Below are 22,320 nucleotides of genomic sequence, written 5' to 3'. Positions count from 1 at the left end.
CCTGACATGACGATCCTGACATGACGGGCCGCTCCCTGCCGCTGTTCCCGGCGTCGGTCGTCGGCTCGATCCCGCGCCCCCTGGTGGTGCGCGAGCTGATCGAGAAGCCGCACTGGGACGCCGTCGATTCCGCGACCATGGATGCCGCCATCCGCTTTGTCGTGGCAATGCAGGAGCGGGCCGGGCTCGACGTCGTGAATGACGGCGAATGGCGGCGCCGCTCCTATATCGGCGTCATCGCCGAGCTGGCGCACGGCTTCACGTTGGAAACCAATCCCGCCGACGGCCGGCCGTGGACGGTGGTGACCGAGAGGCTGACGCCCAAGCCGGCCGGCTTCGTCGCTGCCGAGGCGGCCTTCGTGAAGCAGGTCGCCACCGTCGCCACCAAGATCACGCTGCCCGCCCCCGCCCTGCTCGGCGAGCGCCTATGGGATGCCGAGCGCTCGCGCAAGGCCTATCCTACCTGCGAGGATTTCGTGCGCGCCTGCGTGGCGCCGCTGCGGGCCGAGATCGCGCTGCTCCGAGACATCGGCGTCGAGATCGTGCAGATCGACGATCCGCATCTCTGCCTGTTCGTCGATCGCGACGTCCGCGCGCGCTACGACGATCCGGACCGCGCCGCCGACTTCGCCGTCGACATGATCAACGCCACGGTCGCGGGCTTTGCCGGCGTGAAGTTCGCCGTGCATCTCTGCCGGCGGGCCGGCGCCCGCGTGCGCGGCGAGAAGCACCATGCCGGCACCTACGGCCCGATCCTGGCCCAGCTCAATCGCCTCGCGGTGCAGCATCTCACGATGGAATTCACGGCCGCCGGCGCCGACGATCTCGAAAGTCTCGGTCGCCTGCGCGAGGATTTCGAGCTCGGCCTCGGCGTCGTCGACGTGACTCCGGGTGTACCGGAAGCCGCCCCGGTAATCGCCGCCCGCGTCGAGCGCGCGCTCACGCGGATCGACGGGCGGCGCATCACCCTCAACCCCGATTGCGGCTTCGCCCCCGGCTCCGCCGCCAGGGTCGACACCGACGAGGTCTATCTCAAGCTCAAGGCCGAAGCCCAAGCCGCGCGGCTGCTGCGCGAGAGGTATGGCTGACCCATTCTCCTCCCCAGCTTCGCTGGGGAGGTGTCGCGTCATACGCGACGGAGGGGTCAGGAGTCTCAGTGGGGCTTTCGACCCCTCCGTCGGCGATTACGCCGACACCTCCCCAGCGAAGCTGGGGAGGAGAAAGGGAGCGAGTCACAGCAGGAACGTATTCGTCCGATCGAGATAATCATGCATATGCACGATCATCTGGTCCTCCTCGAGCAGCACCACGCCGTAGGCTGGCGGCTCGTGGCTGCCCATGATGCGGCCCTCGACCACGAAATCGAGCGCCACCTGGTGGCTGGTCGCGCGCAGGGTCGAGATAGGGATGCCGCGCCAGCTTCCCGCCACCGGCCGATGCAAATGGCCGAAGAACAGGTGGCGGATGTTCTTGCGGCCCGCGATCGCCTGGCTGAAGAAGCGCGGCTCCAGCAGCGAGATGTCGTCCATGCGCTTCAGCCTGACCCTGAACGGCGGATGATGCATGAAGATGATCGCCGGCTGATCGCCGGTGCGGGCCAGCGTGTCGCTGAGCCAGGCGGCGCGCGCCTCGCAGAAGGTGCCCCACGGCTTGCCGGGCTCGTTGGTGTCGAGGCAGACGCCCAGCACGCCCTCGCCCATGTCGAAGGTGAACTGGATGAACCCGTTGGCATCGACGCGGGCGTCGGGAAAGGTCGCGCGGAAACCGGCGCGGTCGTCGTGGTTGCCGACCAGAAGGTGGTAGGGCATGGCCAGCTTGTCGAGCTCGCGTTTCAGCGCCTGGTAGGCCGGCAGCTCCCCCTTGTGGGCGAGATCGCCGGTCAGGATCGCAAAGGCGGCGTCGGCATGATGCTTGTTGACGTCGGCGACGCAGAGCGCGAGCCGATCGAGTGGATTGAGGCCGTAGAGCAGAGTGCCGGGCGGCACGAAGTGCGTGTCGGTGATATGGATGAACTTCTGCATTGCCCCCGCTCCAGGATCGGCCTTTGGTACCATTCCGCTTTGCCACAATTGGCAGCATAAGACTCTTTATTCTTCCGTGGACGGTGCCCCGACGCGCGGCCTATATCGGTCTGCAACAATACTGTCATATCGGGGGAAATCGATGGGTCTGCTTCGTCGCGCGACGCTCGCATTGGCTGGAGTCGTCGCGGGTTCGATCGTCAGTCTCGCCGCCGCCTCGGCTGCCGATCTCAACGTCTACACGATCTGGCCCGAGAACTACGCCCGCCCGATGTTCCAGGAGTTCGAGAAGCAGACCGGCATCAAGGTCAACTTCCTGCGCTTCTCCTCCGGCGAGGCCCTGGCGCGCGTCATCGCCGAGAAGAACAATCCGCGCATCGATGTCCTGTTCGGCGGACCGGTGGAAACATTCGCGGCCGGCATCAAGGAGGGCATCTTCGAGCCCTACAAGTCGCCATCGTTCGCCAAGCTGCCGGCGCGCTTCAAGCACGCTGACGGCCAGTGGACGGCGATCGCCGACGATCCGCTGGTGTTCATGACCAACGCGGCATTCCTCAAGGCCAACAACCTGCAGCCGCCGGCCTCGTGGAACGACCTGCTGAACCCGGCCTACAAGAACGGCCTGCAGATGGCCGATGCGCGGACGTCGGGCACGGCGGTGACGCGCATCTTCTCCGTCCTCGAGGTCAACGAGCGCAACGAGGACAAGGCCTTCGCGTACCTGAAGAAGCTGCGCCAGAACGTGCAGGTCTATACCAAGAGCGGCGGCGGCGGCACCTTGCCGGTCGGCCTCGGCCAGGCTGCCGGCGGCATCTTCTTCATCGTCGACGCGCTCGAGACCAAGGCCAAGGGCTACGATGTCGTCGTCAGCTTTCCCAAGGAGGGCATCGGCACCTCGGCCGAAGCAATCGCGCTGATCAAGGGTGCGAAGAATCCCGAGTCGGCCAAGAAGCTGATCGACTTCGCCACCAGCCCGGCCATGCAGTCCAAGCTCGCCGAGCACAAGGTGAACTTCGTTCCGGCCAACCCCGAGGTGAAGACCGATCCGGCGCTGGCCGAGGTGTTGAAGGGCGCCAGGATCTTTCCGATCGACGACGACTACGCCGGCGCCAATCGCAAGCGCATCATCGAGCGTTGGGTGAAGGAGATCCTGCCGGCCCAGTGACGGCCGTGACCAGGACACGGTCGGCGGCGCCGTGGCGCCGCCTCGCCGGCGATCCGGCCTTGCTGACGGCGGTCGCCGCGATCTGGTGCCTGCTGCTGCTCTTCGTGCTGTTCCCGCTGGCCCATCTGCTGGAGCGCGCCTTCGTCGACGACGGCGCGCTCACGCTCGAGCCCCTGTTGTCGGCCGTGCTGGATCCCAGCCACCAGGCGGCGTTCGTCAACAGCCTGGTGCTGGCCGCCGCCGTCGGTGCGCTTGGAACCGCGCTCGGCCTCGTCTTCGCCCTGACGGCGGTTCGGTCGGGGCTCGGCCGGCACTGGCTGACCCTGCTCGATGCGGCGGCGCTGCTGCCGCTGGTGTCGCCGCCCTTCACGACCTCGATCGCGATCATCTTCTCGTTCGGGCCCAGGGGCCTGATCACCCACGACCTGCTCGGCCTCACCAACGTCTCGGCCTACGGCTTCTGGAGCACGACGCTCGCCGAGACCCTGACCTACTTCCCGATCGCCTATCTCACCCTGCGGCCGATCCTGGCGGCGATCGACCCCAACCTCGAGGAGATGGCCTTCAGCCTCGGCAGCTCGCGTTGGCGCATTTTCCGGACCGTGACCCTGCCGCTCTGCGTGCCGGGCTTCGCCAATGCGTTCCTGTTGCTGTTCGCGGCCTCGCTCGCGGATTTCGCGACCCCCCTCATCCTCGCCGGCAATGCCTTCCCGGTGCTGCCGACCCAGGCCTACCTGCAGATCACCGGCTTGTTCGATTTCAAGGGCGGCGCCGTCCTGTCCCTGATGCTGCTGCTGCCGGCCGTCGTGATCTTCCTGCTGCAGCGCTACTGGGTCGGCCAACGCAGCTACGTCACCGTCAGCGGCAAGGTGGGCCAGCGCTCGCGCTCGCGCGCCATCGCCCGCTGGACGATCTGGCTGCTGGTGGCAGCCTGCCTCGCCGTGACGGCCATCATCGTCTACTTCTACGCGCTGCTGGTCGTGGCCTCTCTGGTCACGGCATTCGGCGCCAACAACAGCTTCACCTGGCACCACTACCACGTGATCTTCACCGAGGGCCTGCCGGCCATCCGGGACACGCTGATCATCGCCGCCATCGGCATGCCGATCGGCGGCCTGTACGGCGTGCTCGTGGGCTACCTCGTCGCGCGGCGGCGCTTTCCCGGCCGTCACGCCATCGAGCTGGTCGCGATGATCAACTACGCCCTTCCCGGCACGATCGTCGGCATCGCCTACCTGATCGCCTTCAACGACCCGCCGATCGCCCTGACCGGCGGCGCCCTGATCATCATCGCCTGCTACGTCTTTCGCTACAGCCCGACCGGCATCCGCGCCACGGTGGCCCTGCTGCAGCAGATCGACCGCAGCCTCGAGGACGCCTCGGCAAGCCTCGGCGCCGGCACGTCCGAAACCTTTCGCCGCGTCATGCTGCCCCTGATCGCACCGGCCTTCTTCGCCGGCCTGGGCGTGGTCTTCATCCGCTCGATGACGGCGATCAGCGCCACGATCTTCCTGGTGTCCATCAGCTGGACGCTGATCACGGTGCGCATCCTGGAGAACATGACCGAGCTCGCGCTCGGCCCGGCCGCGGCCTTCTCGGTGCTCGTGATCGTGGTCGTCTTCATCGTTGTCGGTGGCCTCAGCGCCGTGCTGGCGCGGCTGCGCACGCCGGCCGCCGGCGGCGCGGCGCGCTCCTTCCTCGGAGGTTAGCCCAGGTGTCCGTCGGCATTCGCCTCGAGCACGTCTCCAAGCGCTTCGATCACAGCGTCAAGGGCGAGGTCTACGCCGTGCGCGAGGTCAGCCTGTCGGTCGAGGACGGCCAGCTCGTCACCCTGCTCGGGCCCTCCGGCTGCGGCAAGTCGACGACGCTCCGCATGATCGCGGGTTTTGAGGAACCCGACGCCGGCGCGATCCTGATCGACGGCCGCGACGTGACGCACGTGCTGCCGAATCGCCGCGGCATCGGCTTCGTGTTCCAGAACTACGCGCTGTTTCCCCACCTCTCGGTGTTCGAGAACGTCGCCTACGGGCTGCGCGTGCAGGGCCGCGACGAACGCGCGATCGTCCAGGCAGTCGGCACCGTGCTCGATCTCGTCGGCCTCGCCGGCTACGAGCGTCAGCAGCCGCACCAGCTTTCCGGCGGCGAGCAGCAGCGCGTCGCCCTGGCCCGCGCCGTCGTGTTCGAGCCCAAGGTCCTGCTGTTCGACGAGCCGCTCAGCAACCTCGATGCCAAGCTCCGGCTCGAGATGCGCGAGCAGATCCGCGCCTTGCAGAAGAGGATCGGCATCACGACGGTGTACGTGACGCACGACCAGGAAGAGGCGATGGCGATCTCCGATCGAATCGCCGTCATGGACCGCGGCTCGGTCGTCCAGGAAGGCAGCGCGCGCGACCTCTACTATCGGCCGCGGACCGAGTTCGTCGCCCGCTTCATCGGCCGGACGAACGTCCTGAAGGCTCGCGTGCTGTCGTCGAGCCAGGTCGAGACCGAAGGAATGTCGATCGCGTTCGCGTCGGGCCGGCAGCCGGGCGACATGATGAGCCTGGTCGTGCGCCCGGAGATGATCGCGCTGCGAGCCGGCGGCGGTCCGGGCCCCAACGGCCGCATCGTCCAGGTGACATTCCTGGGCGAGAAGACCGACTATCAAGTCGCGTTCGGCGGCACCATGCTGCAAGTCGTGATGAGCGGCCTGGCAAGCGCGGCCCTTCAACCCGACACGGCCGTGACGATCGACTTCAACGTCGACGGCTTCCACATCCTCGAGCAGGACTAGCGCGCGATTTTCCTACGTTGAAGCGCCATCCCTCAGGCCGACGTCCGAGCTTCTGTCGTCCTGAGCGCAGCGAAGAACCTCGCCGCCGCCTGCAATGGGAGCACTTTGAAGCTCCTGGCGATGAGATCCTTCGCTGCGCTCACGATGACAGAATGGATACCGAGTCGGTTCAACAAAAAACCAATCACGCTCTAGCGTGAATCGGCCACTCCCAGCGGCACCGGCACCTGATCCCACGAGACGACATGAAGTCCCGGCCAGAGCGTCGACCAGCGTTCGATCTTCGCCTCGTAGACCTGACGCGAGATCTGCTTCTTGTTCGGCCGCACGATCAGGCCCAGCAGATCGGCGAGGCCGAATGGAGCCACGAGCGCGAGCCCGTTCGCACCGGGCTGCACGCCGACCGATGTGGCGGTCGTCGGAAAGGTCGAGATGGCATCGGCGGTCGAGACGTAGGGCGCGAGCGGCTGGCCGAGCTTGGCCTCGTACCAAAGATGGACGCGTGCCTCGTTCTTGACGTCGATCCAGACGGGCAAGTCCGAAAAGAGCGCTCTCACTCTTGCCGACTGCGTCGCCTCCGCTGCATCCGACAGATCGTCGCCATCGAAATAGACGATATCGATATCGGCGATGCCGTGCTGCGGCGGCAAGCCCAAGCCGTCGTTCCAGACGGTCTGCGCGATCGCGCCGGCAACCAGCCAGGCATCGGGCAGGCCGACGTGCGTCCATCTGGCGATCACGGCGGACAGCAGCGGGCTGCTTTGGATCACGGCGTACAGTCGCTCCGCCTGAATCATCGCATCTGCCGGCAAGATCTTCACCCTGCAGTCAGTCTACGACAGCACCGGAACCTTTCGCCAGTGGCGTCCATTTCGTGATCTCGCTCGCGAGGAAGCGCGACGCGTCGTCGGGCGTGCCCTGGCGCGTATCGACGCTATCCTTCGCCTTGGCGACGGCGTCGGCACCGAGAATGCCGCCGGCGCCGGCCTTGTTGTCGACGATGATCTGCTGACCGAGCGCCGCGGCCATGGACGGTGCGATCAGGCGACCAACCAGGTCGGTGGTGCCGCCCGGAGCGAACGGCACGACGAGACGGATCGGCCGCGTCGGCCATTTGTCCTGGGCCGACAAAGTTGCCGGATGGAGCGCGGCCGCGGTGGCAGCCAGCACGGTACGACGGCGCATCAGGATGCTCCCGCCAGGGGCAGCGACAGGAGCGCCCACCAGGGCAGCACCAGCATCACCACCACGATCGTCAGCACGAGCATGCCGAGCCCGAGGCGGCGCACGTCGGCGGTGGCGAAGTAGCCGCTTTCGTAGGCCAGCAGGTTGGCGACGGTCTGCACCGGATAGAGGATCACGGCATCGACGGCGAGCGTCGCCACCAGGCCGCAGAGCAGCGGGTTGAGCCCGGCCGCCGTTGCGATGGTGATCGCGATCGGGATCAAGAGCGCCATGCAGGCCGCGAGGTTGGTGATGGCGAGGTGCACGACGGCGACCGCCACGATCAACAGCGCCAACAGGACGAGCGGCGCGGCCGACAAACCGGCCAGGTGGCCGACCAGCAGCTCGCCGAGCCAGGCCGCCGCGCCGCTCTCGGTCATCGCCCGGGCAAGCGAAATCGAAGCGCCCACGGTGAGGATCAGGCTCCAGGACAGCTTGGCCTCGAAGACCTTCCAGGTCAGCACGCCGAAGGGTGGGCACAGCAGTGCGATGGCAGCGATCAGCGCCGGGATCGCGGGCGAGAGGTGATGCCACGAATCGCTGAGCCACAGCACCGCGGTCAGGGCGAGCACCACGAGAGTCCTGGTCTCGGCCGTCGACAGCGGCACGGCCGGCGGCACGGCGGCAGCCGCGACCGGCGGCTCGAACCTGCCGACCATGAGGCGGAGATAGAGACCGCCCAGCAGGATCAGGGCGTAGTACGGCACCGCCATCAGGCCGAACCAATGCAGCCAGGAGAAGCCCCCGAGCAGCGTCGCCGCCGCGATCGACGCGATGCCACCGGTCAGCAGCGCCGACGAGGCGAGCGGGTTCAGCATGCCGAGCGCCAGCATGAGGGCGCGACCGACGCGGCCTCCCTTGTCGATGCCCATGCCGTCGAGCGCCTCGCGATAGGCCGGGATCAGGATGGCGTTGCGCGTGATCGCCGACGGCACGAGAAAGGCCAGCGCCGGCAGCGAGACGATCATCTGCGCGTAGAGTCGCGTCGGGTTGCCGCGTGCGCTGAGCGTCAGGAAGCGCGCCGCGCGCTGTGCCAGGCCACTCGCTTCGACGGCAGCGCCCATGGCCGCCGCGCCGATCAGGAAGAACGCGACCTCCGACGTGAAGCCGTGCAGCGCCGCCGGCAGGGTCATGCCCGGCGTGATGGCCAGCAGCACGATGACGAGCAGAGCGGTGACGCCGAGCGCAACCGCCTCGGTGATCCACAGGATGGTGCCCGCGGCAGCGACACCCAGCGCTGCCAACGCCGGCAGGCCAAGCCCGGCCTGCGCCGGCACGAGGCGTGCCCCGAGGTAGGCCAGCAGCGCGACCAGGAGCCAGAGTTCCTTCCTCATGTCGCCGGACTCGCCAGTTGATAGAGACAGTCGCCGCGGCGCGCCCAGCCCGGGAAGCGACGACAGAGCACCATGCCGGCGCGGTCGAACGTCACGATCTGCCGCCGTCGAGCGGCGAGACGCGCCGGCCCGCCATGACGGCGGGATAGTTCGCCGCCGTGAGCACGATGAGGCGGCCCCGTAACGCTGCTACATCGAGCGAGCGCACGAGCTTCATCAGGGCGATCTGGCCTTCGTGCTCATCGCCATGATTGCCGGCCACCAGCAGGACACTCGGCCCGCTGCCGCCCACCGCCACGGTGATGGGAATGGGAATCCAGCCATAGGCCGAGTCGTGCGTGGAGTGCGGCAGCTTGAGGTAGCCGTGGCGCAGGCCCGGCGCATCGAGATCCACGGTCGAGGCGATGCGCGAAGTTGCGGCCGCCGCCGGGATCACGGCGCCACCTCGGCATAGGCCCAGTCGAGCCAGCCGAACAGGGCGCGCAGGTCTGCCGTCTCGACGGTCGCGCCGGCCCAAAGACGCAGGCCGGGCGGCGCGTGGCGATAGGCCTCGATGTCGAAGGCTGCCCCTTCGGCCTCGAGCAATGCCGCGAGCCGGCGGGCGATTGCGGCCTGGTCGGCGCTTTCGAGGCGCGCGACCGCCGGATCGGCGATGCGCAGGCAGACCGAGGTGCACGAGCGATGGGCCTTGTCGACGGCGAGAAAGGCAGGCCAGCCGGCGCGCGCCACCCACTCTTCGATCGCCGCGAGATTGGCCTCGGCGCGGGTAATCAGCGCCGGTAGCCCGCCGATATCCGCCGCCCAGCGTAAGGCGTCGAGATGATCCTCGACCGCAAGCATCGACGGCGTGTTGATGGTCTCGCCGCGAAAGATGCCCTCGGCGAGCGCGCCGTCCTGCGTCAGTCGGAAGATCTTCGGCATCGGCCACGCCGGCGTGTGGCTCAGCAGGCGTTCGATGGCGCGCGGGCTCAATGCGATCATGCCGTGCTGGGCCTCGCCCCCGAGCGCCTTCTGCCACGACCAGGTCGTGACATCGAGCTTGTCCCAGGGCAGCGCCATGGCGAAGGCGGCGGAGGTGGCGTCGCAGATCGTGAGGCCGCTTCGGTCGGCTGCGATCCACCCGCCGTCGGGCACGCGAACCCCCGAGGTCGTGCCGTTCCAGGCGAACACGATGTCGCGCTCGGCCGACACCGCGGTGAGGTCGGGCAGGCAACCGTAGGGCGCCGCCAGGCAGCGCTCATCGGCAAGCCTCAATTGGCTTATGATGTCCTGCGCCCACTGTTCGCCAAAGCTCTCCCAGGCCAGGACGTCGACGCCGCGCGGTCCGAGCAGCGACCACAGCACCATCTCGACGGCGCCGGTGTCCGACGCCGGCACGATGGCCACGCGGTAATCGGCGGGAATGTCGAGCACGCTGCGCGATCGCTCGATCACCTCGGCGAGCCGCGCCTTGCCGGCGGCGGAACGATGGGAGCGCCCCACCAGCGCGGCGGCGAGCCCCTCCGGCCGCCAGCCGGGGCGCTTGGCGCAGGGTCCGGAGGAGAAGCACGGATTGCGCGGCCGGGCTGTGGGTCTTCGAATGCTCATCGCCGCACAGAGGACGACAATTGGAGGCAGGCGACAAACGATCTAAGCTCACCGCATCTGTGAGCTTTCATCACAAAGAGGGTGCATGGCGCGACGTCGGCTTCCCCCGTTGAAGGCCTTGCCGGTTTTCGAGCAGGCGGCGCGGCTGCTGAGCTTCAGCGCGGCCGCGCACGAGCTGAACCTCACCCACGGCGCGATCAGCCGGCAGATAAAATCGCTCGAAGCGCATCTCGGCGCAGAACTGTTCCGTCGCTCGACCCGGCGGCTCGAGCTGACGGAAGCCGGCAACGCAATGCTGCCGGCGGTACGCACGGCGCTCGACATCATCGAGAGCAGCGCCGCGCGGCTGACCGGCGCCACCCAGCGCGGCCCCCTGGTGGTGGCGTGCCTGCCGACCTTCATGATGCGCTGGCTGATCCCGCGCCTCTACGATTTCAACGCGCGCCATCCGGCGATCGACGTTCGGCTCTCGGCATCGTCGGGCCCCGTCAACTTTGCGCGCGAGGAGATCGACATCGCGATCCGCATCGGCAACCCGCCGTGGCCGGCCGGCATCGAAGCCCGCCCCTTCATGGACGAGGAGATCGGACCGGTGTGCAGTCCCGACTTTGCGGCCAGGCACCCGCTCCGCCGGCCCGCCGATCTGCACGACCTGCCGCTCCTGCACACTGAGACGCGGATTGACGCCTGGGCGGACTGGCTGAAGCGTCGCCGGACGCCAAACATCGACGCCGGCCGCGGACGGCGCTTCGAGCATTTCTATTTCCTGCTGGCGGCGGCGGTCGGCGGGCTGGGCGTCGCCATGGCGCCGCGTCCCCTGGTCGACGAGGACCTGCAACTCGGCCGCTTGGTCGCCCCGTTCGGCTTTACGCCCAGCGGCCGCCGCTATTGCCTGACCTACCCGGCAACCCTGGCGAAGGCCCGGAAGGTCAGCACGTTCAGCAATTGGGTCGTCCGAGCCACCCGATCCTCGTCTCCTCCAGCATGAAATCATGGCATTTCTGCCCAGAATCGGGCAAAAATGTCTCTTCTCCAAGCCCCGGTTGCTAGGAATTCATGTGAATGGAGCCGAGTTGGCCGATTTGGACGAGCTCGTAGAATACCTCGCCCGAACATCGCCACTGGACCGCGGCGAGGCCCGGCGCCTCGTCGACGAGGTCGTGTCGTTCCTGATCGAGCAGCCGGATGCCTTCGTCCGGCGGCGGCATCTGGCGCTCCAGCGCCAGGGTCTCGCCAATGCGGCGATCTTCGCCCGTCTCCAGGTGGAGCTGGCGCAGCGGCGCTTCCCGGCCCCGGCCTACACCACGCGGCAGTTGCGCCGCATCATCTACGGCTAGGAACCCACCATGTGCGGCATCGTCGGCTATATCGGCAAGCGCCAGGCGGCGCCCATCCTGATGGAAGGCCTGCATCGCCTCGAATATCGCGGCTACGATTCGGCCGGCATCGCGATCGGCCACAAGGGCGTGCTCAAGCTCGCCAAGCGCAAGGGCAAGGTCCGCGAGCTCGAGGAGCTGAAGCCGCAGCGCTTCAAGGGCATGCTGGGCGTCGCCCACACGAGGTGGGCAACCAGCGGCGAGCCGAGCGACCGCAACGCCCATCCCCATTGCGACGCCAGCGGCCGCTATGCTGTCGTGCACAATGGCATCATCGAGAATGCTGCTGCGCTCAAGGCGCAGCTCACGGCGCGCGGCATCGTCTTCAGCTCGGAGACCGATACCGAGGTCGTCGCCCACCTGATCGCGCTGATGGACGATGGCTCACCGCTCGAGACCGTCGTCAGTGCCGTGCTGCGGCTCGTCGTCGGCACCTATGGCCTGGCGGTCATCGATGCCGAGCGCGCCGACCAGCTCGTGGTGGCGCGCAACGGCAGCCCGATCGTGCTCGGCATCGGCGACAAGGAGATGCTGTTCGCGTCGGATGCGGCGGCCTTCGTGCGCCACGCCGCGAGCATCGTTCACCTCGACGACGGCGAGCTCGCCACCGTGCGCGCCGACGGCTACGAGACACGCCGGCTCGACGGCACCAGCACAGTCAAGACGCCGTCCACCCTGGAATGGAAGGACGAGGCCTACGACAAGGGCGCCTTCCGGCACTACATGCACAAGGAGATCGCCGACCAGCCCGAGGCGGTGCGGCGAACCCTGAGCGGCCGCCTCGACCCCCGCTTCCAGACCACGCACCTCGGCGGCATCGAGCTCGCGGCGCGCGATCTGCTGGACGTGCATCGAATCCGCATCCTGGGCTGCGGCGCCGCCTACCTCGCCGGGGTGGCCGGCGCCCACCTGATCGAGCAGCTCGCGCGCATCCCGAGCCAGGCCGAGCAGGCGTCCGAGTTCCGCTACCGCAACCCGGTGATCGAGAAGGACACGCTCTACATCGCCGTCAGCCAGTCGGGCGAGACGTTCGACACCCTGGCCGCCGTGCAGGAGATCAAGCGCAAGGGCGGCCGGGTGCTCGGCATCGTCAATGTCGTCGGCAGCACGATCGCGCGCGAATGCGGCCGCGGCATCTACCTGCGGGCCGGCCCGGAGATCGCCGTGGTGTCGACCAAGACCTTCACCTGCAGCGTCGTGGCCCTCGCCCTGCTCGCCATCAATCTCGGCCGCCTGCGCGACCTCTCGCATGCCGGCGGCGCCCGCCTGCTGGGCGCGCTGGAAGCCCTGCCCGACCACATTGCCGCGATCCTCGCCCGGGAAGACGAGATCGCCGTGCTGGCGCAACGCTTCGCCACGGCCCAGCACGCCTTCTATCTCGGCCGGGCAGCGGGCTATGCGATCGCCCAGGAGGGCGCGCTGAAGCTGAAGGAGATCAGCTATCTCCACGCCGAGGCCTATCCGGCCTCCGAGCTGAAGCACGGGCCGCTGGCGCTGATCACGCCCGAGACGCCCAGCGTCATCGTGCTGCCGCACGACGACCTGATGGCCAAGAACCTCTCGACGATCGACGAGATCAAGGCCCGCGGCGGACCGGTCATCGCCGTGACCCATCCGGGCGACGCTCCTGCCGCCGTCGATGGATCGTTCGTGGTGCCCAAACTCGCGCCCGAGCTCGATCCCCTGCTGCTCAACATCCCGCTGCAGTTGCTGGCGTATCACGTCGCCATGGCACGGGGCTGCGACATCGACCAGCCGCGCAACCTCGCCAAGTCCGTCACGGTCGAGTGACCGGCGAGGGCCCACAGCCGCGCTCTTGACCCTCCTCCCCAGCGAAGCTGGGGAGGAAAATGAAGAGCGGCCCCACCCCGCGATCCCGCCTCGGCTATGCGTCCGGGGGCACGTCGGACTCTACTAATGGCGTGCCGATGGGGTAAGCTGGAGGTCGCATGGCCAGCTTGTCACCGTCCGATCAGGTGGCGCCCGACCTGACGGCCCTGTCGGAGGCCCAGCGTGAGGGGCGCCCGTCCCGTTTGCGCAGGGCGTTGCGCCACAGCCTGCCAGTGGCCGGTGTCGTGGTTGCGGTGGTTCTGGTCGCGGGCATGGCCTATTCGGCCTACGAGCGCAATCGCCGGGGCGCCGCCATCCTGGGCAACGACCTGATCACGGCGATCGACCAGCGGGTCGCCGTTCAGATGCAGTCCTACTTTGCTCCGGCCGTGCAGTTCCTCGAGCTGGCCGACGCAGCCGGGGCCGGGCGCAGCGTGCCCAGCGGCGCCCAGGAGGTCCGGCGATTCGCCCGGCATGCACTGGGCACCGTCACCGCCGCCACCGCCTTCAGCTACGCCGATCCCGAGGGCAATTTCCTGTTCGTGGTCCGCAACGACAAAGGCGGCTTCGACACCAAGACGATCGAGCGTCAGGGCGACAAGCGGACCGTCAGCTGGACCCGGCGCGATGCCCAGGGAAACGTGGTCGGGGTCGAGACCGATCCGGCCGACACGTTCGATCCCCGGACACGCCCCTGGTACCAGGGCGCGGAGCGCACGAAGAAGCCGTATTGGAGCGAGACCTATCTCTTCTTCACCTTGAAGAAGCCCGGCATCACCCTGTCGATTCCGCACTTCGACGCCGAAGGCAGGCTGCAGACGGTGATGGGCATCGACATCGAGCTCGCCAACCTGTGCAGCTTCCTGAAACAGCTCGACATCGGGCAAAGAGGCAAGGCGCTCATCCTCGACAAGAGCGGGCGCATCGTCGCCTACCCGAGCGACGACTGGCTGCCAGCCGAGCGGCCCGACGCCAAGGCGCCGATGCTCGACGAGCTCGGCGACCCCTTGATGACCCGGATCTTCAATCACCTGCGCGTTTCCGGCTTCGGCCGCCAGGTGCTGACATTCGGCGACCAGCACATCATCGTCTCGTCGGAGCCCGTGAGCATGGTCACCGACCGCAACTGGGTGGTCGTGATCGTCGTTCCCGAGACCGACTTCGTGGGCTTCGTCGCCGACAGCGCCTATGCCACGCTGTTCATGTCGGGGCTGGTCGTGCTGATCGTTGCCGGGCTGTCGGGCCTGCTGGCCTGGCGCAGCGTCGCCGCCGACCGCACGGTCACCGCGGCCGCCGCGCGCCAGCAGGCGCTCGAGGCGCGAAACCGCACCTTCGTCGAGCTGGCGCGCACCAGCGGCCCGACCGATGGCTCGCAGGACGAGAGCCTGGAAAGCGCGCTCGAGACCGCCGCCACCGCCTGCGCCGGCAAGCGGGTCGCGGTATGGCGCCTCAACAGCGACCGCACCACGCTGTTGTGCGAGGATTGCTTCGACCGCGCCGTGAACGACCATACCAGCGGCATGGAGCTGCATCGCGACCAGATGCCAGACCTGTTCGCCGCGCTGGGCAACGGTGAGCCGATCGACGCCGAGGATGCCAGCCAGGGGCGCACGGCCGACCTGTTCGTCGCCTACCTGAAGCCGCTGAACACCACCAGCATCTACATCGTGCCGATCCTCTCCAACGGCCGCTTGAGCGGCATGATCACGGTCGAGGATCCGGCGCGCGGCGAGCATGCCGCCAGCATGGTGGCATTCTGCGATGCGCTGGCCGTGGTGCTGGCGCTGCGCTACGCCGCCGCCGCCCCGCCGGTGCCTGTCGCGGCGCGCGCCGCAGCCGCCGCAGCGGCCGGCGGCTCGGCCGGCGGGGCCTCGGTCGAAAGCTTCGCCACCCGCGAATCGCGGCTCGAGCAGACCCTGATGCTGGCGAACGCCTCGCTCGACGATCTCGAGGACAATGCGATCGAGCGGGCGACGATCGCCGTGCTGAAGCTGCCGATGTGGACCACGGTGGCCAAGCGCCCGGCATCGTGCGAGGAAAGCACGGCGATGGAGGCGATCGTCAACGAGCTCAAGCGCTCGATCGAGAGCAGCGGGCTTACTTACGCGGCGATGCTCGACGACCAGCTCGTGCTAGCAGCCTTCTCCGGCGACAAGACGGCGGTCACCGCCTCGGCGCGCTGCGTGGCGACGGCGATGCTCGACCTGCGCGACCGCCTGCTCGAGCTCGAGGGACGTTGGAACATCAACCTCGATTTCAGCTTCGCCATCGATATCGGCACGGTCATGAGCATGACGGTCGCCACCGAGCCGCCGAGCCGGCATCTGTGGGGCGGCGCGATCGGCGTCGCCAAGGTGCTGTCGACCAGCACCGCCCGGCGCACCATCGCCGCCTCGGAAACCGCCTACGAGCTGCTCGCCGACCGCTTCCTGTTCCGGCCGCGCGGCACCTACTTCCTGCCCGAGACCGGCGACATGCGCACCTTCGTCCTGGTGGACCGCCTGTGATGGCGGGAACGGAGCGCCGCGACCTCCCGCTGGTGCGACGCGGCCTGGCGGCGCTGGGCGGCGCCACGATCCTGCTGATCCATCGCCTGCTACTCTATCTGTCGCTGGCCGCCACCGTCGTCGCGGTGTCGCTGCGCCGCGGCACCTGGCACGGGCCGGTGCGCGTCGAGTTCAAGCGCGTGCTGCATGAGGTGACGGTGCGCTCGTTCGCCACCGCGGTGGCGACCGGCCTGCTGGTCGGCTTCGCGCTGGTGTCGCAGGCGGTCTACTGGCTGGCCCAGACCGGCACGACCGGCTTGGTCGGCCAGGTCATCGTCGTCCTGCTGGTGCGCGAGTTCGTACCCATCCTGGTCGGCCTGATCCTGTTTGGTCGCGCCGGGACGGCGACCTTGATCGAGCTCGGCGAGGCGCGCGCCCGCGGCTGGCTGCGCCAGCTCGAGATCCAGGGGCTCGATCCGCTGATGCTGCTGATCGTGCCGCGCGCCTTCGCCTTTGCGCTGGGTGCCTTCTGCCTCGCCACCATCCTGCTGCTGTCGACCCTGCTGACCGGCTACGTGATGGCCAACGGGCTCGGGCTGATCTCCTACTCGATCTGGGATTTCAGCGATCTCGTGCTGCGCGCCATGAAGATCAACGACTTCATCCTGCCGCCGTTGAAATGCATCACCATCGGGTTCGTCGTGGCGCTGGCCTGCTGCTCGACCGGGCTGGCGCGGCGCGACCAGGCCGACGAGCTGCAGCGCCTGGTGCCACGCGGCTTCGTGCGTTCGGCGCTCGCGATCTTCGTGGTCAACAGCCTCTACGACCTCGTGCCGTGAGAGGGTGGTAGGCTGACATGGCGCTCCGGCCCACCCGTTCTGTCCTGTCGCTGCGCGGCGTCGCCCTGGCCGAGCGCCAGCTCTCGACGACGCCGATCCGGCTCGACCTCGAGCTGCCGCGCCGTACCGTCGCCCTGGTCGAGGTCGACGACGACGCCGACGCCGCCGAGCTGGTCGACCTCTGCGTCGGGCTGGCCGACCCCTATGCCGGCGAGGTGCAGTTCCTCGGCGTCAACTGGACGACGCGCAATCCGCGCGAGCGCATGCATCGACGGCGCCGCATCGGCGCGGTCGTGCAGAGTGACGTCTGGCCGAGCCACATGTCGGTGCTCGACGCGGTTCTGCTGGCCGGCGCCTACCATTTCGAGCGGCCGCGCGAGGAGATGATCGACCATGCCACCCAGCTTGCGCGGCTGTTCGGCCTGCCCGGCCTGCCGTCGGGACGCAGCGAGACCACCCCGCGTCGCGCCCTGGTGCGGGCGGCCTGCGTGCGCGGCCTGCTGGGCGAGCCCGACCTGATCGTGGTCCACGACCCGGCGCTCGAGCACACGCCCGACCTCGCCGTGCCGATGGCGCAGGCCATCCTGGCAGCGCGCGACCGCGGCGCCGCGGTGCTATGGATTACCGGCAGCCTGGCGGCCCAGGCCACGCAGTTCGTCGAGGCGGAGCAGGTGCTCCGGCTGGCCGAGCACGGGCTGGCGCAAGGACGGAGGGCGCGATGAAGCGTTCGATCTTCGGTGTCTTCCAGTTCGACGAGCTCGTCGGGGCCGTGGTGCTGGCCTGCCTCGGCGTGTTCATCGGCGTGCTGATCAACGCGGGCTTCCTCAAGGACTGGTTCCAGCCGTCCTTCACGCTGCGCATCCTGCTGCCCGACGAAGGCGTCGCGGGCCTGGCGCCCGGCGCCGAGGTGCAGGTGCTGGGCACCCGCGCCGGCGAGGTCCGCCGCATCGTCATCGACCCCAACCAGCGCATGCATGCGGTCGCCCGCGTCGAGGACCAGATGCGCCCGTTCATCCGGCGCGACTCGGTGGTCTCGATCCGCCGCCAGTTCGGCGTAGCGGGTGCGGCCTTCATCGACATCACGCGCGGCGCCGGCCCCGAGCTCGACTGGTCCTATGCCGTGATCGCCGCCTCGAGCGACCGCGCGCCGACCGATACGCTGGGCCAGATGATCGACGAGCTGCGCGCCAAGATCATTCCGCTGATCGACGACGTCAACAAGGCGGTGCAGGCCTTCACCGCGGTCGCCCATCGCGCCGTCGATCCGGCCGGCCCGCTCGAGCAGACGCTGACCACGGCCGCCACCGTCGTGCGCAAGATCGAGGGTCCGCTCGAGCAGACGATGACCTCGGCCGCCAACGTCGCCCGCAAGGTCGACAGCGGCGAAGGGGTCGCCGGCCGCCTCATCTCCAGCGACAAGATGGCCAACGAGGTCGAAGCCGCCCTGGTGAGCGTGCGCGAGCTCGCCGCCCAGCTCGAGCGCACGTCGAAGGACCCGCGCATCGCCCAGATCCTGGTGAAGACCGATTCGATCCTGACGTCGCTGCAGCAGACCACGCGCAATCTCGCCAACACCACGCCGCGCATCGCCGAGAACGTCGCCGTCACAACCGAAGCCTTGCCGAGCACCCTGCTGCAGGCCCAGATCGCCGCGCACGAGCTCGAGCTGCTGCTCGGCCAGTTGCGCCGTCATTGGCTGCTCGGCGGCTCCAACGCCCCGCCCGCCCCGGCCAGCCGGCGGGCGCCGGCGATCGAGGTGCGCCCATGATCGAGTGGCGCCCATGATCGAGTGGCGATCGTGATCGAGAGGCAATCATGACCGGGGCGAGATCGTGAATCTGCGCCTGCTGGCACCGATGGCGGCGATCGCTCTCGCGGCGTGCGGCGGCAGCCCGGCCGATCCCGGGCCGCCGCCCGACGCCAAGCTCGACCAGGCCAACCGCGCCGGCAGCCAGGCGCTGTCGATGGACATGCCGAGCCTGGCGGTGCGCCAATACAAGACCGCCCTGCAGCGCGCCTACGAGCGCGACGACGCCGGCGCCATCGCCGACGTGTCGTACAATCTGGCGCTGGCGCAAATGCGGGCAGGCGATGCCAAGGCCGCGATCACCACGGTGCGCGACGCCCAGCGCGACCTCGAGCTCAGGCGCCTGCCGGTGCCGGCCGAGCTGTTCCTCGTGCTGGCGGCAGCGTCCTATCGCGCCGGCGATCTTGCCGCCGCCGACAGCGCGGCCCAGGAAGCCTCGAGCCGAACCTCGAGCGACAGCGACACCGCTCCGCGCGCCTGGTTCATCCGCGGCCTGGTGGCGGCGCAGCGCGGCGACGGCCCTGCACTTGCCCAGGCGATCGCCGCCCTGCCGACCTCGAGGCAGGCCGACATGCAAGCCGACCGAGAGGAGCTGGAAGGCCGCGCCGCCCTGCTCGGCAACCGTCCGGCCGACGCTCTCGTCCTGCTTCAGCGCGCCGCCGCCAATCGCCAGCAGGCGCTCGACTATCGCGGCATGGTGCGCGCCCTGGCGTCGGCCGCCGACGCCGCCCAACGCTCCGGCCAGGCACCCGAGGCCGCCGACCTGCTGCTGCGGGCCGGCCGCAGCGCCTTGCTCCAGGGCGACACCGCTACTGCTCAGCCGCTCCTGCGGCAGGCCGAGGAGGTGGCCCGGCAGACCGGCCAGAGCGGCATCGTCGAGGAGGTCGCCCGGCTGCGCCGGGCCGCTGCGGAGCGCCCGGCGGCGCGGTGATCGCGAGTACCGGCAAACCCTCATGGTCTTCCGGACCGCGCGCGTCTCGCCTGCCGGCGAGAAGCGCAGGCGTCGCGGGAGGGGAACGACAACTCAAGGAACGCCGCCGTTCGTTCTCATCGCTGGGGAGCCTGCGGGACGGCTCGCGCGTTCTGCAAGCCCATCAGCGAAAGGAATCCTTGTGCCGAGCTCGTCGCCCCGCAGATCGCGCCTGTCCGAAGGCCTGCCCTATCCTCTCGGCGCGACCTGGGATGGGCTGGGCGTGAACTTCGCCCTGTTTTCGGCGCACGCAACGAAGGTCGAGCTGTGCCTGTTCGAGGACAGCGGCAGGCGCGAGGTAGAGCGTCTTGCCCTGCCGGAGTACACAGACGAGGTCTGGCATGGTTACCTGCCCGACGCGCGGCCGGGCACGGTCTATGGCTATCGCGTACACGGGCCATACGATCCTGCGGCCGGGCACCGCTTCAATCCCAACAAGCTTCTGCTCGATCCGTACGGGCGGCAGATGATCGGCCGCATCGACTGGAATCCGGCGCTGTTCGGCTACCAGGTCGAGACCGGCGATCTAAGCTTCTTTGCCCCGGCGCGGCGTTACGCGGCCAACGCGGATTTCGCATTTGCCGAAGGGTCGACCAGCGATCCCGGCATTCGCGCCGTGCGGCTCATTCAGATGCGCAACTTCCTGGCCACGCTGTTGCTCAGCCGCGGCACGCCAATGCTGCTGGGTGGCGACGAGTTCGGGCGGAGCCAGGGCGGAAACAACAACAGCTACTGCCAAGACAACGAAATCTCCTGGCACGATTGGGAAGGCATCGGCCCGGAAGGCCGCGCCCAGGCCGAGTTCGTGCGCAAGCTCCTGATGATACGCCGGGCGCTGCCCATGCTAAGGCGCGGCCGGTTCCTGACCGGCACCTATGACGAGGAGATCGGTGTCAAGGACGTGAGCTGGCTTATGCCGCAAGGCGTGGAAATGACGGCAGAGAACTGGCAAGACCCCCATGGCCGGTGCCTTGGCATCCTGCTCGACGGACGGGCGCAGGAAACCGGCATCCGCAGAGTGGGCGACGATTCGACCTTGCTGATCGTCGTCAATGCCCACACCGAGATCGTGCCCTTTGTGCTGCCCGCAGCAACGGGCGGCAGCCGTTGGGTCAAGCTCCTGGATACGCACACGCCGGAACACAAGGAATTGCAGCGCGCTTCCTTCGGCAAGGAGTTCGCGGTGCCGGGACGAGCACTGCTCCTGTTCGTGCTCGAGCCCGAGCGTACGCCACAACGGTCGACCGCGGCGGAGCGCTCCTATCAGCGCGTCGTGCAGGCGGTCGAGGAGGCCGCCCTCAAGGCGGTGCGTTTCGGTTTCGAGTGAGGCGCAGGCCCGGCCTTGTCGTCATTTGACCATGGACCACAGGCCGCTGCGCCGCGACGATGCCATGCGACCGACCAGAAAGCCGACAATCAGAAGATTGAGGATGTTGAAGCCCACCCCGGAGGCGAAGGCCGGCGCGTAATATCCGAAGTGATCGTAGAGGCTGCCGGCGAACCAGCTGCCGAAGGCCATGCCGCTCATCGCCGTGAACAGGGTCAACGGAATGCGCCACGACGCCTCGGCCGCCGGGAACAGCTCGCGGATCGCCACCGAGTAGGCGGGGATGATGCCGCTGAATCCCAGCCCGAAGACGGTGGCCACGGCGAACAGGCCGACCTCGTCCTGGGTGAGCAGGAAGCAGGCGATGGCGATCGCCTGGCAAGTCGAGCCGGCGAGCACGGTGCGCAGGCCGCCGATCCGGTCGGCGAGCGCACCCCACGCTTGGCGCGACAGGAAGGCCGCCGCCAGCATGACCGACAGCATCGCGGCGCCATGGGTCGGGCGTATGCCGATGTCGCCGCAGAAAGCGACCAGATGGCCTTGCGGGATCGACATCGGGATGCAGCAGGAGAAACCCGCCAAGCAGAGCAGGGCCTGCGCGAGATTGGGCGGCAGGCCGGCAACGCGCCGACTCGGCGCGTCGGCTGCGTGCCCGGGCACGGCGGATGCGGTGACGGGCGCCGGCCTGAGGAGAAACGTCATCGGCACGACGACGACGAGCACCACGGCGGCAAAGGCCAGCATCACCCATTGCCAGCCGACCTGGGCGATGCCCTGCTCGATCAGCGATGGCCACACGACGCCGGCAACGTATTGGCCCGACGAGATGAGCGCGACCGCCGAGCCGCGGCGGCGATAGAACCAGCGGGTGACATAGACCAGGAGCGGCGGATAGACGGCGCCGTTGCCGAGCAGGCCGACCATCAGCCCGTGGCCGACATAGACGGCCCACACCGACCCGGTCGACGACAGCGCCAGGCCGCCGGCGATCATGACGGCGCCGAACATCACCGTGGTGCGCAGCCCGATGCGATCGGCCAGCCAGCCCATCAGGATGCCGCCGGCCCCTGTGCCGACCCACACCAAGGACCCGGCAAGGGCGATCACCGAGCGATCGGTGCCGAGCGCCTCCTGCATGGTCCGCATGCCGACGATGATCAGGAGCGGCGAGCCGTAGGACACCGAGAGGAGCGCAAGCGCGATCCACGCCACCCGCCACGCGTCAGGGCTGTCGACCCCGGCCTGCTGGTCCGCGGCGACGCGGCTCTGCGATCCATCCATGCCCGTGCTCCCTCGCCGCGCCTTGCGACCGGGAGGCGGGGCGCGTTCGTCGGCGAGCTTCGACTCGGCGCCGCGCCAGGGGAAGGATTCGTTTCACATGCGCGGCATGCAATTTCACCCGGCCGCGCGCGACTCACACGAGCGCTCTTTCATTTTCCTCCCCCAGCTTCGCTGGCTAACTTGAGCACAGATGTTGCGCTGCGAGATGGTAACCATCAGCGATAGCGTAGAAGCGTTCGAGTCCGTCGCGCATAGTGATGGGGCCATTTGATTTGTCACTTTGGTATCCGGTCCATCCGC

The 22,320-nt window shown here is 68.5% G+C and carries 19 protein-coding genes and 1 pseudogene; 13 read left to right on the top strand and 7 right to left on the bottom strand.

Annotated features, from left to right (window positions below; genetic code table 11):
• The first annotated feature begins 20 nt into the window (after nt 1–20).
• Nucleotides 21–1,088, top strand: a complete 1,068-nt coding sequence (locus ACILR9_RS16575) for a hypothetical protein (RefSeq protein WP_395711055.1) — start codon at nt 21–23, stop codon at nt 1,086–1,088.
• 144 nt (nt 1,089–1,232) lie between these two features.
• Here ACILR9_RS16575 and ACILR9_RS16570 read toward each other — a convergent pair whose 3' ends face one another.
• Complete coding sequence (locus tag ACILR9_RS16570) at nt 1,233–2,021, bottom strand: phosphodiesterase (protein ID WP_395711054.1); 789 nt, start codon at nt 2,019–2,021, stop codon at nt 1,233–1,235.
• 142 nt (nt 2,022–2,163) lie between these two features.
• Between ACILR9_RS16570 and ACILR9_RS16565 the strand changes: the two genes are divergently transcribed.
• Genes ACILR9_RS16565 through ACILR9_RS16555 form a run of 3 tightly spaced genes read left to right on the top strand, consistent with a single transcriptional unit; the run spans nt 2,164 to nt 5,959 of the window.
• Nucleotides 2,164–3,186, top strand: a complete 1,023-nt coding sequence (locus ACILR9_RS16565) for an ABC transporter substrate-binding protein (protein WP_395711053.1) — start codon at nt 2,164–2,166, stop codon at nt 3,184–3,186.
• Nucleotides 3,183–4,895, top strand: a complete 1,713-nt coding sequence (locus ACILR9_RS16560) for an ABC transporter permease (RefSeq protein ID WP_395711052.1) — start codon at nt 3,183–3,185, stop codon at nt 4,893–4,895. The genes ACILR9_RS16565 and ACILR9_RS16560 overlap by 4 nt, the downstream gene beginning before the upstream one ends.
• A gap of 5 nt (nt 4,896–4,900) precedes the next feature.
• Nucleotides 4,901–5,959 (top strand): ABC transporter ATP-binding protein, encoded by a 1,059-nt coding sequence (locus ACILR9_RS16555; protein ID WP_395711051.1) that lies wholly within the window; start codon nt 4,901–4,903, stop codon nt 5,957–5,959.
• A gap of 191 nt (nt 5,960–6,150) precedes the next feature.
• On the opposite strand, the gene ACILR9_RS16550 is transcribed toward ACILR9_RS16555, so the two are convergent.
• The 5 genes from ACILR9_RS16550 to ACILR9_RS16530 all read right to left on the bottom strand — a co-directional run bounded on the left by ACILR9_RS16550 (nt 6,151) and on the right by ACILR9_RS16530 (nt 10,104).
• Nucleotides 6,151–6,729: a nucleotidyltransferase family protein gene (locus ACILR9_RS16550; protein WP_395711050.1), complete on the bottom strand. Its 579-nt coding sequence runs from the start codon at nt 6,727–6,729 to the stop codon at nt 6,151–6,153.
• 58 nt (nt 6,730–6,787) lie between these two features.
• Nucleotides 6,788–7,144, bottom strand: coding sequence for a Bug family tripartite tricarboxylate transporter substrate binding protein (locus ACILR9_RS16545; RefSeq protein ID WP_395711049.1), 357 nt, complete (start codon nt 7,142–7,144; stop codon nt 6,788–6,790).
• Nucleotides 7,144–8,517 carry an SLC13 family permease gene (locus tag ACILR9_RS16540; protein WP_395711048.1) on the bottom strand — a complete coding sequence of 458 codons (1,374 nt, stop codon included), beginning with the start codon at nt 8,515–8,517 and terminating at the stop codon, nt 7,144–7,146. The genes ACILR9_RS16545 and ACILR9_RS16540 overlap by 1 nt, the downstream gene beginning before the upstream one ends.
• Nucleotides 8,518–8,608: 91 nt before the next feature.
• Complete coding sequence (locus ACILR9_RS16535; RefSeq protein ID WP_395711047.1) at nt 8,609–8,953, bottom strand: succinylglutamate desuccinylase/aspartoacylase family protein; 345 nt, start codon at nt 8,951–8,953, stop codon at nt 8,609–8,611.
• Nucleotides 8,950–10,104 carry a phosphoserine transaminase gene (locus tag ACILR9_RS16530; RefSeq protein WP_395711046.1) on the bottom strand — a complete coding sequence of 385 codons (1,155 nt, stop codon included), beginning with the start codon at nt 10,102–10,104 and terminating at the stop codon, nt 8,950–8,952. The genes ACILR9_RS16535 and ACILR9_RS16530 overlap by 4 nt, the downstream gene beginning before the upstream one ends.
• Nucleotides 10,105–10,189: 85 nt before the next feature.
• Between ACILR9_RS16530 and gcvA the strand changes: the two genes are divergently transcribed.
• The 9 genes and pseudogenes from gcvA to ACILR9_RS38405 form a co-directional block, all read left to right on the top strand.
• Nucleotides 10,190–11,092, top strand: coding sequence for a transcriptional regulator GcvA (gene gcvA / locus ACILR9_RS16525; protein WP_395711045.1), 903 nt, complete (start codon nt 10,190–10,192; stop codon nt 11,090–11,092).
• An 85-nt stretch (nt 11,093–11,177) separates the two neighbouring features.
• Nucleotides 11,178–11,441: a hypothetical protein gene (locus ACILR9_RS16520; protein ID WP_395711044.1), complete on the top strand. Its 264-nt coding sequence runs from the start codon at nt 11,178–11,180 to the stop codon at nt 11,439–11,441.
• 9 nt (nt 11,442–11,450) lie between these two features.
• Nucleotides 11,451–13,271, top strand: coding sequence for a glutamine--fructose-6-phosphate transaminase (isomerizing) (glmS, locus tag ACILR9_RS16515; protein WP_395711043.1), 1,821 nt, complete (start codon nt 11,451–11,453; stop codon nt 13,269–13,271).
• Between the two features lie 158 nt (nt 13,272–13,429).
• Nucleotides 13,430–15,817, top strand: a complete 2,388-nt coding sequence (locus ACILR9_RS16510; protein WP_395711042.1) for a cache domain-containing protein — start codon at nt 13,430–13,432, stop codon at nt 15,815–15,817.
• A complete protein-coding gene (locus ACILR9_RS16505) occupies nt 15,817–16,635 on the top strand; it encodes an ABC transporter permease (protein WP_395711041.1) in 819 nt (272 codons plus the stop codon). The genes ACILR9_RS16510 and ACILR9_RS16505 overlap by 1 nt, the downstream gene beginning before the upstream one ends.
• A 17-nt stretch (nt 16,636–16,652) precedes the next feature.
• Nucleotides 16,653–17,357, top strand: a complete 705-nt coding sequence (locus tag ACILR9_RS16500) for a hypothetical protein (protein ID WP_395711040.1) — start codon at nt 16,653–16,655, stop codon at nt 17,355–17,357.
• Nucleotides 17,354–18,403, top strand: coding sequence for an MlaD family protein (locus tag ACILR9_RS16495; protein WP_395711039.1), 1,050 nt, complete (start codon nt 17,354–17,356; stop codon nt 18,401–18,403). The genes ACILR9_RS16500 and ACILR9_RS16495 overlap by 4 nt, the downstream gene beginning before the upstream one ends.
• Nucleotides 18,404–18,467: 64 nt before the next feature.
• On the top strand, nt 18,468–19,373 hold the full coding sequence (locus ACILR9_RS16490) for a hypothetical protein (protein ID WP_395711038.1): 906 nt from the start codon (nt 18,468–18,470) through the stop codon (nt 19,371–19,373).
• Nucleotides 19,374–19,548: 175 nt separating this feature from the next.
• Nucleotides 19,549–20,040: pseudogene (locus tag ACILR9_RS38405) on the top strand (glycogen debranching enzyme GlgX); the annotation flags it as partial.
• 720 nt (nt 20,041–20,760) lie between these two features.
• Here ACILR9_RS38405 and ACILR9_RS16480 read toward each other — a convergent pair.
• On the bottom strand, nt 20,761–22,020 hold the full coding sequence (locus tag ACILR9_RS16480) for an MFS transporter (protein WP_395711037.1): 1,260 nt from the start codon (nt 22,018–22,020) through the stop codon (nt 20,761–20,763).
• Nucleotides 22,021–22,320 lie beyond the last annotated feature (300 nt).

This window comes from Reyranella sp. (assembly GCF_044224635.1).
Classification (GTDB): Bacteria; Pseudomonadota; Alphaproteobacteria; order Reyranellales; family Reyranellaceae; genus Reyranella.
The sequence above is the reverse complement of the archived record's forward strand: the minus strand, read 5'-3'. Positions and strand labels throughout refer to the sequence as shown.

Coding starts and splice junctions, on each gene's coding strand:
- ACILR9_RS16575 (WP_395711055.1), top strand. CDS start 21: ATGACGGGCCGCTCCCTGCCGCTGTTCCCGGCGTCGGTCGTCGGCTCG.
- ACILR9_RS16570 (WP_395711054.1), bottom strand. CDS start 2,021: ATGCAGAAGTTCATCCATATCACCGACACGCACTTCGTGCCGCCCGGC.
- ACILR9_RS16505 (WP_395711041.1), top strand. CDS start 15,817: ATGGCGGGAACGGAGCGCCGCGACCTCCCGCTGGTGCGACGCGGCCTG.
- ACILR9_RS16495 (WP_395711039.1), top strand. CDS start 17,354: ATGAAGCGTTCGATCTTCGGTGTCTTCCAGTTCGACGAGCTCGTCGGG.
- ACILR9_RS16500 (WP_395711040.1), top strand. CDS start 16,653: ATGGCGCTCCGGCCCACCCGTTCTGTCCTGTCGCTGCGCGGCGTCGCC.
- ACILR9_RS16545 (WP_395711049.1), bottom strand. CDS start 7,144: ATGCGCCGTCGTACCGTGCTGGCTGCCACCGCGGCCGCGCTCCATCCG.
- ACILR9_RS16565 (WP_395711053.1), top strand. CDS start 2,164: ATGGGTCTGCTTCGTCGCGCGACGCTCGCATTGGCTGGAGTCGTCGCG.
- ACILR9_RS16540 (WP_395711048.1), bottom strand. CDS start 8,517: ATGAGGAAGGAACTCTGGCTCCTGGTCGCGCTGCTGGCCTACCTCGGG.
- gcvA (WP_395711045.1), top strand. CDS start 10,190: ATGGCGCGACGTCGGCTTCCCCCGTTGAAGGCCTTGCCGGTTTTCGAG.
- ACILR9_RS16530 (WP_395711046.1), bottom strand. CDS start 10,104: ATGAGCATTCGAAGACCCACAGCCCGGCCGCGCAATCCGTGCTTCTCC.
- ACILR9_RS16510 (WP_395711042.1), top strand. CDS start 13,430: ATGGCCAGCTTGTCACCGTCCGATCAGGTGGCGCCCGACCTGACGGCC.
- ACILR9_RS16480 (WP_395711037.1), bottom strand. CDS start 22,020: ATGGATGGATCGCAGAGCCGCGTCGCCGCGGACCAGCAGGCCGGGGTC.
- glmS (WP_395711043.1), top strand. CDS start 11,451: ATGTGCGGCATCGTCGGCTATATCGGCAAGCGCCAGGCGGCGCCCATC.